The following is a 15707-nucleotide window of genomic DNA, read 5'->3' on the forward strand; positions in this document are numbered from 1 at the left end:
TATATCCTTTCCCGCAATAGGTCTTATTCCTTTCCTGCAAATTGAGGTTGAATTGCGACCATTTGCTGCGATTGTCAGCCTGACAGGACCAATGTAAAGCCATTCCCAGAGAATGGGCCGAAGGGGGATCGAATGTCATTTTCCGACCGGATTGGTCGTCTGCGCGAAGACAATGCTGCGCCGCTTTACATCCAGCTCCAGCAGCTGATCCGCGATGCGATATCCGAAGGCGTGCTCGACCAGAATGAGGCGATTCCGCCGGAGCGCAACCTTGCCATCGAATACGACGTCTCGCGCATCACCGTGCGCAAGGCGATCGCGGGACTGGTGGAGGAAGGCCTGCTGACGCGGCGGCGCGGCGCGGGCACTTTCGTTGCCTCCCGCGTGGAAAAGAGCTTCTCCAAGCTGACCTCGTTCAGTGAGGACATGGCCGCGCGCGGCAAGCGGGCTTCCAGCGCCTGGGTCTCGCGCATGACCGGCGCGGTCAATCCCGAGGAATCGATGGCGCTGGGCCTCGCGCCCGGCAGCACCGTGCTGCGCTTCACCCGCATCCGCTATGCCGACGACGAACCGCTCGCGCTCGAAATCTCGACGATCGCCGGGTACTGTCTCGCCAGCCTCGATGTGGTTGGAGATTCGCTTTACAGCGCGCTGGAAAAGAGCGGCAATCGTCCGGTTCGCGCGCTCCAGCGGCTACGCGCCGTGCCCTTCGGCACCGAGCATGCCAAGATGCTGGGCGTCGAGTCCGGTCATGCCGGACTGTTGATCGAGCGCCACGGCTTCCTGCGAGACGGGCGCATCGTCGAATTCACCCGCTCCTACTACCGCGGCGACTCCTACGACTTCGTTGCCGAGCTGATCGAGGGTTCATGAAAAGACGCGAATTGCTGCTGCGCGGCGCCTCTACCGGCGCCGTCGCCACCCTGCTGCCTGCCCTTTCGACTTCCACCCTCGCGGCCCCTGCCCCGCAATTCGGACCGGGCATGCCGGACGGGCTGCCGATGCCCGCTCCGCTTGCCGGCCCCTCGCCGCGCCTGCCCGAAACCGACCCTTCGCGCGCCCTGCTCGAACGCGGCTGGCGCTTCCACGAAGGCGATGTCACGGTTGCCGAACCGGCCGACCACAATGCCACCTACCTCTCGGTCAAGGCGGGCAACGCGCGCGGTGCGGCGGCGCTCGCCTTCGACGATTCCGACTGGCAAGCCGTCGATCTCCCGCATGACTGGGCCATCGCGCAGGATGTGAGCGAAAGCGCCAATGTCTCGCAGGGCTACCGCCCGCGCGGGATCGGCTGGTATCGCCGCCTGTTGCGACTGGACGAGAGCCAGAAGGGCCGCCGCCTCGAACTGCATTTCGACGGTATCGCCACGCTCGCCACGATCTGGGTGAACGGCAGCGAAGTGGCCCATTCGTGGTCGGGCTACAGCAGCGTCATCGTCGATCTTACCCCCTTCGCCCGCTTCGGCGACGAGGTGAACTGGATCGCCGTGCGCGTCGACGCCACCGCGCGCGAGGGCTGGTGGTACGAAGGTGCCGGGCTCTATCGCCACGTCTGGCTGGTCAGCCGCCCTGCCCTGTCGATCGAGACGGACGGGGTCTACTGCGATCCGGTCCATCAGGGAGACGGCAGCTGGCGCGTGCCGGTGGAAGTCGGCCTGTCGAACGTCGGCGAAGACGCGGGACAGGCCGAGATTGCCGCACGCCTGCTCGATCCCGACGGCCGTGAAATCCACCGCACGACGGGCAGCACATCGATCGCCCCGCTCGAACAGGCGAAGGTCTCCGCCGAATTGAACCCCGGCGCGGTCAAGCTCTGGTCGCCCGACAGCCCGGTGCTCTACAGCGTCGAGGTCGACCTGCTGCACGAAGGCAAAGTCGTCGATACGCGGCGCCAGTTCATCGGCTTCCGCACCGTTCGCTTCGATCCGGCGCGCGGCATGATCCTCAACGGGGTCGAGACCAAGCTCAAGGGCGTGTGCATCCACCAGGACCACACCGGCGTCGGCACCGCGATCCCCGACGCGCTGGCGCTCTGGCGGCTGCAACGCCTGAAGGCGACGGGCTGCAACGCCATCCGCATGTCGCACAATGCCCCCGCCAAGGAAGTGCTGGACTGGTGCGACCGACTGGGCTTCGTGGTCATGGGCGAGAACCGCCTGTTCAACCCCGCGCCGGACTATCTGGCGCAGCTCGAATGGATGGTCCGACGAGACCGCAACCACCCCTCGATCGTGCTCTGGTCGGTGTTCAACGAGGAGCCGATGCAAGGCACCCATGCGGGCGTCGAGATGGTCCGCCGAATGCGCAAGGCCGTCCGCGAACTCGACACCCAGCGCCCGGTGACGGCGGCGATGAACGGATCGTTCTATAACCCGGAGAATGTCTCCACCGTCGTCGATGTCATGGGCTTCAACTACTACCAGGCCGACTACGACAAGTTCCACGCCCTGCACCCAGACAAGCCGATCACCAGTTCGGAGGACACCAGCGCCTACGAAACGCGGGGGGCTTTTGAGTCCATCCCGGGGCAGCAGGTGATCACCTCGTTCGACAAGGAAGCCGCCTCCTGGGGCGCGACCCACCGCGAGACCTGGAAGATGATCGCCGAGCGGCCTTTCGTGGCGGGTGGCTTCGTCTGGACCGGCTTCGACTACCACGGCGAACCGACGCCCTATGCCTGGCCCTCGACCAGCAGCTTCTTCGGCGTGATGGACCTCTGCGGCTTCCCCAAGACCGCTTTCGGCATCCATTCCGCCCACTGGCGCGAGGATGCCCCGGTGATCTGGCTGGCGCCCCACTGGACCTGGCCCGGACGAGAGGGCCAGACGCTGGAAATCTTCGCGATCACCAATGCCGAGGCCATCGAACTGCGCCTCAACGGCGAAGTGATCGAGCGCGTACCCGCCGCCGACCGGATCATGGGCCACACCTTCCAGGTGCCCTATCGCCCCGGCCGGATCGAAGCCCTCGCGCTGCGGGACGGCAAGGTCGTCGCCAGCGCGGTGCATGAGACCGTGGGCGCGCCGGTCGCGCTGCGCCTGACGCCTGCGCGGCAGGCCCTCGCCAGCGACGGCGAGGACGTGCAGGCGATCACCGTGGACTGCGTGGATGCGCGCGGACGCCATGTACCGACGGCGAACCTACCGGTCGAATTCCGGATCTCCGGGGGGCGGATCATCGGCCTCGGCAACGGCAATCCGAACGACCACGCGAGCGAGAAGGGCAGCAAACGCGCGCTGTTCAACGGCCTCGCGCAAGTCATCGTCGAAGGCGATGCCAGCGGCCAGCGGCTGACGCTGGAGGCAAGCACGAGCGGCCTGCGTTCAGCGCGTCTTAGCCTCGCCCGCGCGCCCCGGCAGCCGCGAGCGCAAGTCCCGGTCGTCCCGGCGGAAATGCCGATCACCGACTGGCGCCGTTCCGCCCTGTTCGCGCAGAAGCCCGATCCGGCTCTGGCCCCCGTGGACGGCGACAACAATTCGTGGGACTTCGTGCGATCCGGCGCAGCCGCGCCTGCCGGAAATGCCGGATGGCGCAGCTATCGCACCCGGTTCACGCCGTGGAGGAAGGTGGGTGCCCAAGGCGGTACGCTGCACTTCGGCGAAGTCACCGGCGCGGCGGAAATCTGGCTCGACGGCAAGCTCGTCGCACGCAAGGCCAGTGCAGCTCCGGGAGACCTGACGGCGGCCATCCCCGCAGGCAATGGCGCGCGAACCCTCGTCGTCCTGATCCAGGCGGCGGACGGCAGCTCCAGCGGGCTGACCGGCAGGGTCTACGTTTCGGCCTGATTCAAGCCGCCCGCGCTTCGTGCAAATGACGAAGCGCGGGCGGCTACCGGCCTTCGCATCCGATCACTGGCCGTCCGGCCCTATCTCGCCCGCGCTCACGCTTTCGGGCCGCACAACAACCTTCGTCATTGCGAGCATAGCGAAGCAATCCAGAGCGGCATGAGACCGACTCTGGATTGCTTCGCTATGCTCGCAATGACGAGTGTTTGACTGGCTAAGTCAGTGCTCGATCAGGCGGCGATGCGGTCGAGGTCGGCGGCGGCGAACAGCAGATGTACCGCCCCGCCTTCAGTCGCACCGATGGCCCGCACCCCGGCGGCGGTGAGCGCCGCTTCCCCAATCACCGAGGCATCTGCCAGTTCGACCCGCAGGCGATTGCCGTAGCGTGCCGCGCCGCGCACGTTGCCTTCACCGCCGAGCGCCTGCACGAGGTTCGCCGGAAGCTGCGTCGGCGCCGGGCTTTCGGCAGCGGCCGATACCGGAGCCGCACCCAGATTCGCGACTGGCGTGCTCGCCGCAGGTCCTGCCGCGATGGCCTCGCGGATTTCGACCGAGACGATGTCCGCCACCGGGCCGAGGATCACCTGAAGCGCCTTGTCCGAAGGACGCACGATGCCGCGCGCGCCTAGCGCCTTCAGCCGTGCCTCGTCCACCGCGCCGTGATCGGCGATGATAAGGCGCAGGCGCGTGGTGCAGGCAGAAACCTCCACGAGATTGTCCCTGCCGCCCAGTGCCGCGAGATAGGCCTGACCGCGCGTGGCTTCCGCCGATGCCTCGGCCTCCGCCGGTGCTGCAAGATCCTCGTCCTCGCGGCCGGGGGTCTTGAGGTCGAGCTTGCGGATCGCGAAGGAGAACACGCCGTAGTAGACCGCGAAGTAGACGAGGCCGACCGGCACGAGCAGCAGCGGGCGCGTCGCCTTGCCGAAATTCAGCACGTAGTCGAACAGGCCTGCCGAGAACCCGAAGCCGAGGTGCATGCCCAAGGCATCGGTCAGCCACATCGCCGCGCCGGTCAGTACCGCGTGGATCGCGTAGAGCACCGGGGCGAGGAACATGAAGCTGAACTCGATCGGCTCGGTCACGCCGGTCAGCAGCGAGGTCAGCGCGAGGCTGAAGAACATGCCGCCGACCGCCTTGCGCCGCTCCGGCCGGGCCGCGCGGTACATGGCGAGGCAGGCGGCGGGCAGGCCGAACATCATGACCGGGAAGAAGCCGGTCATGAACGGTCCGGCGGTAGGATCGCCGGCGAAGAAGCGGCGGATGTCCCCGTGGGCGCCGTTGTAATCGCCGAAGACGAACCAGAACAGGTTGTTGAAGACGTGGTGCAGGCCGGTCACCAGCAGCAGCCGGTTGATGAGGCCGAACAGGAACAGGCCGAAGCCGCCCAGCCCGGTGATGCCGTGGCTGACCCCGTCGATGCCGACGACGATCGGCTGGAACCCGAAGCCGACCACGCTGGCAATGACCAGACCGGCTACACCCGATACGATCGGCACGAACCGGCGCCCGCCGAAGAAGGCCAGGTATTCCGGCAGCTTCATGGCCGAGAAGCGGTTGTAGAACAGCCCGCCGACAAGTCCCGAGATGATCCCGATCGGTACGTCGAGCCGTCCGATGGCCTGGCTCTTGGCTGCGGCCACCGCCGCTGCGAAAGCGTCTTTCGCGAGCGCCGGATCGATGCCCGGCGGCACCGGCATGATCACTTTGGCGCCTTCGGTGGCGACGAGGAAGCAGACGATGCCCGCAAGGCAGGCGGCGCCGTTGCCGTCACGCGCATAGCCGGTGGCGACGCCGATCGAGAACAGCAGGCCGAGGTGCGAGAACAGCGCATCGCCCGCCGCGCTCAGCAGCGCGATGTCGAGCAGGTCCGGCTGGCCGAGGCGCAACAGCAGCCCCGCCACCGGCAGCACCGCGATCGGCAGCATGAGCGCACGGCCCAACGGCTGCAGTGTTTCGAGAACGCGCCTCATGCCCCCTGCTCCTTCAGAATTTCCCGTACAAGTTCGCGCACTTCGCCTGCGGAACCGCATTCCAGCGCCCGCGCGGCCACCGCTCGGCAGCGTTCAAGGTCGAGGCCCGTCACCAGCGCCTTGATGTCCGGCACCTGGGCAGGCGTCGCGGAAAGCTCCGCCACGCCGAGGCCCAGCAGCAAGGGCACCGCCAGCGGATCGGATGCCAGCGAACCGCAGACGCCGGTCCAGCGTCCATGCCGCGCCCCGCCCTCGCAGGTCAACGCGATTAGGCGCAGGACCGCCGGATGGAGCCCGTCGATGGCCGAGGCCACCGCCGAATTGCCCCGGTCCATGGCCAGCGCATACTGGGTGAGATCGTTGGTCCCCACCGAAAGGAAATCGGCCTCGCGCGCAAGGATATCGGCAGTCGCGGCGGCAGCGGGCGTCTCGACCATGATGCCCAGCGACACCGGCTCGGCCAGACCCAGCCGCGCCGCCACACTGTCCACCACCGCCCGCACCGCGCGCAGTTCGGACAGGCTGGCAACCATCGGCACCATGATCCGGCACTGCCCGGCAGGCCGCACGCTGAGGATCGCCTCGACCTGCGCTTCCAGAAGTTCAGGATAGGCGAGGCCGACGCGAATGCCGCGCAGGCCCAGCGCCGGGTTTTCCTCGGGCGCCATCGGCAGGAACGGCGCGGGCTTGTCGCCGCCGATGTCGAGCAGGCGCACGATCAGCGGTCGACCCTCCAGCACATCGGCGATCGCCTGATAGGTCTCCAGCTGCTGCGCCGCGCTCGGCGCCTGGGCGCGCTCCACGAAGAGGAACTCGCTGCGCAATAGCCCGCTGCCTTCCGCGCCGTTGGCCATGGCCTGACGGGCATCGGCCAGCGAGCCGAGATTGGCGAAGACCTCGATCCGGCTGCCGTCCGCCGTATGGCACGGCCCCCTGGCTTCGAGCGCGGCGGCACGTCGGGCGGCCTGCGTGGCAAGCTGCTCGCGAACGCCGTCGATCCGCTCCGACGAAGCACCGGTTTCGAGCCGCGCGGCGGCGGCATCGACGACCAGAACCGTTCCCTCGGCAATTCCGTCAAGCGCGGTCCCCATAGCCACCAGCATCGGCACGCCGAGTCCGGCGGCGAGAATGGCGACGTGCGAAGTCGGCCCGCCGTTGACGAGACAGATCGCCGCCAGCCGCTCGGGATCGAGCGCCATGAGCTGCGAAGGCAGCAGGTCTTCGGCAATCACCACGGCATTCTCGGGAAGCGCGAAGCCCATGGCATCGCCGCCGACCAGCGCAGAGAGCACCTGCCGCTCGAGATCGCGCATGTCGTTCACGCGCTCGGCCAGACGGGCGTCGCCCGAACGCAGCAGGAGATCGACCTGCGAGCCGATCGCCAACCGCCAGGCCGCTCCGGCGCTTTCGCCTTTCGCCATGGCTTCATGTGCAACGGCGATGAGGTCTTCGTCCTCCAGCATGACCGCATGGGCCGCCAGGATCGAGGCCGCATGATCCGGCGCGCCTTCGCTCTCCTGCGCAATCTTCGCGCGCAGTTCCGCCAGCGTGGCGCCAAGCAGAGCGCGCTCGGTCGCGGGATTGCCCGAACCTTCGGCAATCTCGATTTCACCGAGTTTATAATGAACCGCCTGCCCTACGGCCACGCCCGGCGCGGCGACGACGCCTGCCAGCGTACCGTCCGCCGCAATTGCCGTGGCGCGGCGCTGGACGGGTGCGGGAACGGCAGCGCGCACCGGCTGCGGTGCGGGCTGTTCGTCGTCGCGAGCGAGTTCGCCCATGCCGCTGGCGATCAGGGCCTCCAGCGCATCGAGCACTTCACCGGCCTGCGTTCCCCGCGCGTGGAGCGAGATAGTGTCGCCCAGCTTGATCCCCAGCGCCAATACGCCGACCGGGCTGCGCAAGCTGGCGGACTTGCCCGCGATCTCCATGCGCACGACGGCATCGAACGAGGTCGCGACCTGCCGCAAACGCGCGGCCGGACGGGCGTGAATACCGTGGCGCAGCGGCACCGACAGTTCGCGCACCAGTTCCTCGTCCGCCGATGCGGAAGCATCCGCCGGAGCAGCACCTTCCGCCGCCACCCGGCGCAGCGTCATCACCGCGTCGCCGACCTTGACCGGACCGGGCTCGCGCTTCGAATCCAGCGTCCATTCCTCGCTTGCGAGCAGGAGCACCGGCGTCATCGCGCTGGCCGCGCCCGTCACCACGGCATCGATATCGAAGCGCACCAGCGGATCGCCCGCCGCCACGCTCTGGTCCTGCCGAACGAGCGGCGTGAAACCGCGTCCACCCATCGCCACGGTATCGACGCCGAGATGGACCAGCAGTTCCGCGCCGCCTTCGAGACGCAGGGTCACGGCATGGCCGGTCGCGGCGAGCGAGGCCACGGTGCCGGCGCAAGGCGCGTACAGCACCGAGCCGGTAGGATCGATGGCGACGCCGTCACCGAGCATCCCTCCGGCAAAGACCGGGTCGGGAATTTCGGTCAGCGGCGCCAGCCAGCCCTCCAGCGGAGCCTTGACGACGATGGTGTGCCCGGCGGGAGTCATGGTCCGGTCGGCAGTCATGGTAGAAGAAACGGAGGCAGTCATGATTGTGGCTTGTCTCCAGAATTCAATGTCAGAATGCCCGTTCGCCGGCGATCCACGTCGCCTGCGGCGCCATGGCGCGGTCGAGTTGGACGAAATCGGCAGTGCGACCGGCAGCGATCACGCCTCGTTCCGAAGCGAGACCGAGGAATTCGGCGGGTTGCACGCTGGCCATATCGACCGCCTGCCCCACTGAAAGCCCCGCCATGTCCACGGCATTGCGCACGGCGGCCGCCATGTCCAGCGAAGCGCCCGCCAGCGTGCCGTCGGCACCGACGCAGCGCCCTTCCGCGACGGTGATCTCGCGGCCGTCCAGTTCGAAGCTGGTGAGGTCGGAGCCGACGCAGGACATCGCATCCGTCACCAGCACGAAACGGTCTAGCGGGCGGCTGGCCAGCGCCACGCGCATGGCGGCGGGATGGACGTGGTAGCCGTCGGCGATCAGTCCGCACCAGGCCGAGCGGTTCTCCAGCGCCGCGCCGACCATGCCGGGGTTGCGGTGATGCAGCGCCGACATCGCGTTGAACAAGTGCGTCACGCCGGTCACGCCCATGTCGAAGGCGGCGCGGGCGGTCTCGTAGTCGGCGTCGGAGTGGCCCATCGCCAGCACGACCCCGGCCTCGATCAAAGCCCGGGCCTGATCGGCATGGAGGTACTCGGGCGCGATCGTGAACAGCACTTTACCGGCGCGGGGCCGCGTCAGCAGGTCGACCATCTCGTCGTCCAGCTTGCGCAGGTTGCCCTCGGAGTGGATGCCGCGCCGCTTGACGTTGAGCACCGGGCCTTCGACGTGGATGCCGATGCAGCCGGGCACGCCCGCCGCGATCGCCTCGTCGGTGGCGTCGAGACCGCGCGCGATCACATCCGGCGTCGCGCTGATGAGCGTGGGCAGCAGCGCGGTCGTGCCGAAGCGCGCATGCGCGGCGGCAATGGTGGCGATTCCTTCGCGCGTCGGCGCATCGTTGAGCAACACGCCCCCGCCGCCGTTGACCTGCACGTCGATGAAGCCCGGCACCAGCCAGCCGCCGTCGAGGTCGACGACCTCATCGGCCTCATGGTCGGCCTCGGGCCCACGCTGCGCCGAAACGATGCGGCCCTGCTCCACGCTCACCACGGCGTCTCGCGCCCAGGCGCGATCCAGATAGACGTTGCCGTTGACGAAGGCGATTTTCATCAGAGAGTCTCGGTTACCTTGCGCAAGTGGGCGGGATTGTCCGGGTCGAGCCCGCGTGCAAGCGAAAGCGCATTCACTTGCGGATAGAAGGTCTGGATCATCAGCAACGGCTCCAGCGCGGCATGGCCCGCAAGCGCGGCCAGCGTGCTGCCCCCGAACGGCTGCTCGGCATCGATCAGCGCGACTTGCGCGCCGCGACCGGCGAATTCCGCCGCCGCCCCGCGCACGCTCTCGCCGCTGGCGTCGGACGTGGCGAAGGCGACGATGGGGAAGCCTTCGTTGATGATCGTCATCGGGCCGTGGCGCACTTCGGCTGCGCTATAGGCCTCGGCATGGAGCGCGCAGGTCTCCTTGAGCTTGAGCGCGCCTTCCTGGGCGATACCGAAACCGTATCCGCGCGCGATCACGAAGAGATTGTTCGCCTGCGACAACTCGCCGACGAGATCGAAAGGCGCGGTGTTGGCGGCCACTTCCAGACCTTCCGGCAGGCGCTCCAGCGCTAGACCGAGCGGGGCATCGCCGGTCCAGTGCGCCACCAGCGCGGCCACCCCGGCGAGCGAGGCGATGTAGGACTTGGTCGCCGCCACCGACTTTTCGGGACCGGCATGGAGCGGCAGCACCCAGTGCGCCAGATCGGCGAGCGGCGCGGTCTCGTCGTTGACGAGCGCGACGACGCGGGCACCCGCCCGGCGATGCGCTTCGACGGCGGCGAGCAGGTCCGGGCTGCGGCCGCTCTGCGAGATCGCGATCACCAGCACCCGGCCGGGCTGCATCTCGGCGCCGAACACCGAGGACACGCTGAGCGCCGACGAGGAGACCGGCACGCCTGCCAGGGTCTCGATCAGGTATTTGGCATAAGTCGCCGCATTGTCGGAAGAGCCGCGGGCGCAGGTCACCACCACCGAGGGCGGATCGTCGCGCAGTTCCTGGGCCAGCTTCATCAGAACGGTGCGGTTGTTCTGCAGGAAGCTGCGCACGGCCTGCGGAGCCTCGGCGGCCTCGCGGGCCATCAGGGAAAGCGAAGGATTTGCGGCGTCGGACTGCATGTCTTGGGACTCTCCTGCACGTCGCGGCCGGTCGGCGAAGGGTGCGCCAAACCGGAACGACTGCTTACCAATCTCGGATAAGTTCTATATTGGTATTCCCGAACTCCACGCGATGCGCAATTGGTTTCGCGCAGGTTCGGCGATTTTCTTGCCCGCCCCGCACCTTCCGAGGAATTCGCTGGAAAGAAGACTGCGCTCGCCCCAGCCTCACAGCCGTTCGATTGCAGCCTTGAGACGGGCCACTTCCGCCGAATCCGCGACCGCCCTCGCGCCTTTCTGGAAACCCAGCTCTTCCAGTCGCGCCATCGCAGCGGCATTTTCGGCCACGCCGCCCACTTTCCGGCAGGAGCCATGGAATTCGACGATCCCGGCCTCGCGAAGTACGGGAACCGCCTCAGCAGAGACGCCGGCGCCTGCAAGAATCACGATTCTGCCCGCCGCCAACTCGTGAAGGTGCGCCAACATGCGCGCACCCTCTGGCGCCCGCACCGCCCCGCCGGACGTCAGGATGCGATCGAAACCCATCGCGACCGCCTGCTCCAGGCCGTTTTCCATATCGTCCAGCAAATCGAACACGCGGTGCAGGGTCAGCGACAGACGCGCGCCCCGTGCGACCCCGGCACTTTGGGCATGGTCCAGCCATTCACCCAGAATTCCAAGGTCCAACCCATGCGACGATCCCGCGCCGATCACGATTCCCGCAAGACCGGCCTCAGCAGCGAGATCGATATCGTCCCGCACCTGCGCGACTTCGTGGGCATCATAGACGAAGTCGCCTTCGCGCGGACGGCAGAGCATATGCACCGGAATCGGGGCCGCCGCAGCGAGGCGAACCAGCGACCGCGGCGGGGTCAGACCGCCCAGCGCCAGTGCGCTGCAAAGCTCGATGCGATCGCCGCCGCCAGCAACCGCTGCGGCAATGCCTGCCGAATCCTCGACACAGACTTCAAGCACTTCGCCGATCTCCTATGATTTCGCCTTGTCCGGCTCAGTTGTCCGGTTCGTGCCGGAGCGATTCGCGAGAACGCGAATTGGACATATTTTGGCCTGCTACACCACCCCACGCCGTTTCCGGTCGATAGCCCAGCGCGAGCCGGCCGCAACGCCCTTCCGGAGTTCCAAGCACCAGAACGCCGCTTTCAGCTACCGGAAAAAAATTCCATTGGACAAGAAAACCTATTTTGGTGACATTAAGTTGTGTTATTGGTATGATATTGGCCTTGCAACAGGACAAAGCAGCATACATGCGCAGGATGCATTGCTGAAGCGCACGGGTTTCGGAGCATGAGGAGAACGACGATGAAGTCCGCACGCGCGTTGCCTTTGGCCGCAGCGACCCAATTCAGCTTCTAAGTCCCGTGCAAAGGCGTGCAGGTCCCTCTCCTCCTCACTAAGATCTGCATGCACACGGGCCGGCGCCTGTCCCAGGGTTCTTGACCCGGCGGACAGGCGCCGTCCTTTTATAAAACAGGGCCTTGTAAAACAGGCCCGATTTAAACTGGGATGCCCGAAATGACCGCCTTGAGCCGCCGCCGCCTGATGTCAGGCTCCTGCCGCCTCGCCCTGCTGGCCGCCACCGTGCCTGCCGGAGCAACACGGGCGATTGCCGCAGAAGCCGCACCTTCCGCAAGAGTCGATCCCTTCATCGGCACCGGCGGCGATGGCCATACTTTCCCCGGCGCTACCCTGCCCTTCGGCATGGTGCAGCTCAGCCCCGATACCGACACCGCGCGCTGGGACACCTGCTCGGGCTATCACCACGGCGACGCCTCGTTGCTGGGGTTCTCCCACACGCATTTGTCTGGCACCGGCATCGGCGACATGCTGGACGTGCTCGTCGTGCCCTGCCGGGGCGAAGTGCGCCTCCAGCCCGGACCGCTCGATCGCCCGGACGAAGGCTATCGCCTGCGCTACAGCGACGAGGAGGCGGAACCGGGCTATTACCGGGTTCAGCTTGAAAACGGCGTCACCAGCGAACTCACCGCAACGCTGCGCACCGGCATCCAGCGGCACGCCTTCCCGGCGGGCGGAGCCGACAGTTCGGCCCACCTGCTGATCGATCTCTCGCACCTCGTCCAGGACTCTTCCGACAAATATCCGCTGATCGACGACGCGGAAATGGCGCTGGACGCCGACGGCACGCTCAGCGGCCAGCGGCGGGTGTTCCGCTGGGCCAAGGGCCGCCACATCTATTTCGCGATGCAGTTCTCACGCCCGCCGAGCCGGGTGGAATTCTTCGGCGACAAGGACGTCCCGCAACCGCAGGGCAGCAAGCAGGTCAAGGGCCGCCGCCTGAAGGCCGCCGTCCACTTCGACGATGCCGCGAGTGCGCCGATCGTCGTGCGCACCGCCGTCTCGGCCGTGGACGTGGCCGGCGCCCGCGCAAACCTGGCGGCAGAGGCGAGGCACTTCGACTTCGCCGCCTATCGCCAGGCCGCCGCCGATGCCTGGAGCGAAGAACTCTCCCATATCGCGGTGACCGGCGGCAGTGCCGAGCAGCGCACGATCATGGCGACTTCGCTCTATCACGCCGCCATCGGGCCGACGCTGTTCTCGGACGTGGACGGGCGCACCATGGGTCTCGACCGCAAGGTGCACCAGCTCGCCCCCGGAGAGAAAGCCTACAGCGCCTATTCGCTCTGGGACACCTACCGCGCCTTCCACCCCTTGCAGACGCTGATCAGGACCGCGCGGGTCGGGGAATTCGTCGCCGATCTCATCCGCCAGACCCAGCAAAGCCCCTATGGCCCGCCGGTCTGGCCACTCCAGGGCGTGGAGACCGGCTGCATGATGGGCTGGCACTCGGTGCCGGTGCTGGCAGAGGCCATGGCCAAGGGCATTCCCGGCGACTATGCCGCCGCCTGGCCCAATATCCGCCGTCGCTCGTTCGACTTCACGATGCCCGTGCTCGACAATTCCCGCGGCATCCCGGAATATGACGCCAAGGGCTATGTTCCCGCCGACAAGGTGTTCGAAAGCGTCAGCCGCACGCTTGAATATGCCTATGACGACTATGCCGCCTCGCATATCGCCAAGGCAGCCGGTGCTGCGGACGACGCGGCGCGACTGAAGGCACGCTCGGGCAACTGGAAGAACGTGTTCGACACGCAAACCGGCTTCGCCCGCCCGCGCCTGGATGACGGGTCCTGGACCGAACCTTACGATCCGGTCGAACTCGGCCATTGGGACAAGTGGCGCGACTTTACCGAAAGCAACGGCTGGCAGGCGACGTTCCTCAACCAGCACGACGTCCACGGTCTGGCCGAGGCGATGGGCGGCCCGGCGGGCCTGGAAGCCAAGCTCGACGCTTTCTTCAACGCGCCCTCGACCCTGCCCAAGAACGCCCCGCCGGACATCAGCGGCATGGTCGGGCAATATGCCCACGGCAACGAACCGTCGCACCACGTCGCCTATCTCTATGCCTGGACCGGCGCGCACTGGAAGACGCAGGCGATGGTGCGCCGCCTGCTCGCGCTGATGTACCGCGACAAACCGGCAGGCGTGATTGGCAACGACGACTGCGGCCAGATGAGCGCGTGGTATGTGCTCTCGGCGCTCGGTTTCTATCCGGTCGATCCGGTGAGCGGCATCTACATCTTCGGCAGCCCGCTGTTCGAGGAGGCCCGCGTACGGCTCGGCAACGGGCGCGAACTCATCGTCAGTGCGCCGGGCAACCGTTCGGACCGGCCCTATTACGGGCGCGTCGAATGGAACGGCAAGGCCCATGACCGCTGCTGGATCAGCCACGAGGAAATCATGAAGGGCGGCAAGCTGACCTTCCACATGCAGAACGTGCCGGAGCTGTCCTTCGGCCAAGCCCCCCGGAATCAACCGCCGCGACAGGGCTGAAACCAAAACACGACCACGCTTCGAAGCCCGCCGGGAGAGACCATCTCTCCTGGCGGGTTTTTGCTGTTTTGGCGCTAGGCGTGAGACCAATTTGCGACATATTTCCGGGTCAATCGCAAAAATGTAATGCCAATTTGATTTTTGGAATTGAATTTATTTAATACCTATGACAGCTTTGTTTCAGGGCAAGCTTTGGGAAGGGCGAGCCGTTTTCAGCCGCCGAACATCGAAGCGGTCGCATTGGCTTGGGACGAATGGGAATGGGAATTTCGCGTCGCGATACCTTGGGGCTTGCCTTGGCCGGAGCAGCCGCCGCCGGAACGGCGCGCGCTGCGGCTCCTGCGAAGAATGCGGGCAATGCGGCACTCGTGGTCTCCACATGGGACTTCGGCGCCGCGGCGAATGCCGCTGCCTATAACCGCTGGAAGGCCGGCGGCACGCTGATCGATGCGGTCGAAGCCGGTGCCCAGGTGCCGGAAGCGGACCTTTCCAATCATTCCGTGGGCATGGGCGGCTATCCCGACCGGGACGGCCATGTCACGCTCGACGCCATCATCATGGACGATCGCGGCCATGCCGGGGCCGTTGCTGCGCTCGAAGGCTATGTGCACGCGATCTCGGTCGCCCGCCGCGTCATGGAGCAAACCCCGCACACGATGCTCGTCGGCGAAGGCGCCGCGCAGTTCGCACGCGAGCAGGGCTTTGCCTCGCAAAACCTGCTGACGCCCGAAGCGGAAGCGGCCTGGAAGGAATGGCTCAAGACCGCCGAATACAAACCGATCGCCAATATCGAGAACCAGCGCGGTTCGGCGCTCGACCATGACACCATCGGCATCCTCGCGCGCAGCCCGGACGGCCGCCTTGCGGGTGCCTGCACCACCTCCGGAATGGCCTTCAAGCTGCGCGGACGGGTCGGCGATTCGCCGCAGTCGGGCTGCGGCCTGCTGGTCGAACCCGGTGTCGGCGCGGCCACGGCCACCGGCGTCGGCGAGGAAGTGACCCGCATTGCCGGAGCGGCGCGCGTCGTCGGCTCGATGCGCATGGGAATGTCGGCCATGGCGGCCTGCCGCGAAGCCGTGGAGCATATCGTCAAGCTGCGCGGAGATGCCGTGAAGGACGCCCAGGTGGCCTTCCTGGCGATCGACAAGGACGGCGAGGTCGGCGCCTTCGCGATCCAGCCCGGCTTCACTTACGCGGTCACCGACGCGAGCGGACGCACCACCGTCCACCCGTCGCAAAGCCTCCGCCGCGCCTGAACGCGCAACATCAGGCAACGGAACATGCCGGTAACG

Annotated in this window: 10 protein-coding genes; 5 read left to right on the forward strand and 5 right to left on the reverse strand. The window is 66.9% G+C overall.

Annotated elements, in window-relative coordinates:
- Positions 1-132 precede the first annotated feature (132 nt).
- Both V7066_RS14270 and galA read left to right on the forward strand, forming a co-directional pair.
- Positions 133-873: a GntR family transcriptional regulator gene (locus V7066_RS14270; RefSeq protein ID WP_334183702.1), complete on the forward strand. Its 741-nt coding sequence runs from the start codon at positions 133-135 to the stop codon at positions 871-873.
- Positions 870-3785: a beta-galactosidase GalA gene (gene galA, locus V7066_RS14275; protein WP_334183703.1), complete on the forward strand. Its 2916-nt coding sequence runs from the start codon at positions 870-872 to the stop codon at positions 3783-3785. Before V7066_RS14270 ends, galA begins: the two co-directional genes overlap by 4 nt.
- Before the next feature lie 230 nt (positions 3786-4015).
- On the opposite strand, the gene nagE is transcribed toward galA, so the two are convergent.
- From nagE to V7066_RS14300, 5 genes are all read right to left on the reverse strand, one after another.
- Positions 4016-5755 carry an N-acetylglucosamine-specific PTS transporter subunit IIBC gene (gene nagE, locus V7066_RS14280; protein ID WP_334183704.1) on the reverse strand — a complete coding sequence of 580 codons (1740 nt, stop codon included), beginning with the start codon at positions 5753-5755 and terminating at the stop codon, positions 4016-4018.
- Positions 5752-8349: a phosphoenolpyruvate--protein phosphotransferase gene (ptsP, locus tag V7066_RS14285; RefSeq protein WP_334183705.1), complete on the reverse strand. Its 2598-nt coding sequence runs from the start codon at positions 8347-8349 to the stop codon at positions 5752-5754. Before ptsP ends, nagE begins: the two co-directional genes overlap by 4 nt.
- Before the next feature lie 28 nt (positions 8350-8377).
- On the reverse strand, positions 8378-9523 hold the full coding sequence (nagA, locus tag V7066_RS14290) for an N-acetylglucosamine-6-phosphate deacetylase (protein ID WP_442947334.1): 1146 nt from the start codon (positions 9521-9523) through the stop codon (positions 8378-8380).
- Positions 9520-10566: an SIS domain-containing protein gene (locus tag V7066_RS14295; protein ID WP_334183707.1), complete on the reverse strand. Its 1047-nt coding sequence runs from the start codon at positions 10564-10566 to the stop codon at positions 9520-9522. Before V7066_RS14295 ends, nagA begins: the two co-directional genes overlap by 4 nt.
- A gap of 207 nt (positions 10567-10773) precedes the next feature.
- A complete protein-coding gene (locus V7066_RS14300; protein WP_334183708.1) occupies positions 10774-11520 on the reverse strand; it encodes a copper homeostasis protein CutC in 747 nt (248 codons plus the stop codon).
- Between the two features lie 88 nt (positions 11521-11608).
- Between V7066_RS14300 and V7066_RS14305 the strand changes: the two genes are divergently transcribed.
- The 3 genes from V7066_RS14305 to V7066_RS14315 all read left to right on the forward strand — a co-directional run bounded on the left by V7066_RS14305 (position 11609) and on the right by V7066_RS14315 (position 15671).
- Positions 11609-11854 carry a hypothetical protein gene (locus V7066_RS14305; RefSeq protein ID WP_334183709.1) on the forward strand — a complete coding sequence of 82 codons (246 nt, stop codon included), beginning with the start codon at positions 11609-11611 and terminating at the stop codon, positions 11852-11854.
- Positions 11855-12078: 224 nt separating this feature from the next.
- Entirely contained in the window at positions 12079-14415 is a 2337-nt protein-coding gene (locus V7066_RS14310; RefSeq protein ID WP_334183710.1) for a GH92 family glycosyl hydrolase, read from the forward strand.
- Positions 14416-14675: 260 nt separating this feature from the next.
- A complete protein-coding gene (locus V7066_RS14315) occupies positions 14676-15671 on the forward strand; it encodes a N(4)-(beta-N-acetylglucosaminyl)-L-asparaginase (protein ID WP_334183711.1) in 996 nt (331 codons plus the stop codon).
- The last annotated feature ends 36 nt before the right edge of the window (positions 15672-15707 follow it).

Origin of the sequence: Novosphingobium sp., from assembly GCF_036820275.1 — a bacterium.
Taxonomy (GTDB): Bacteria; Pseudomonadota; Alphaproteobacteria; order Sphingomonadales; family Sphingomonadaceae; genus Novosphingobium.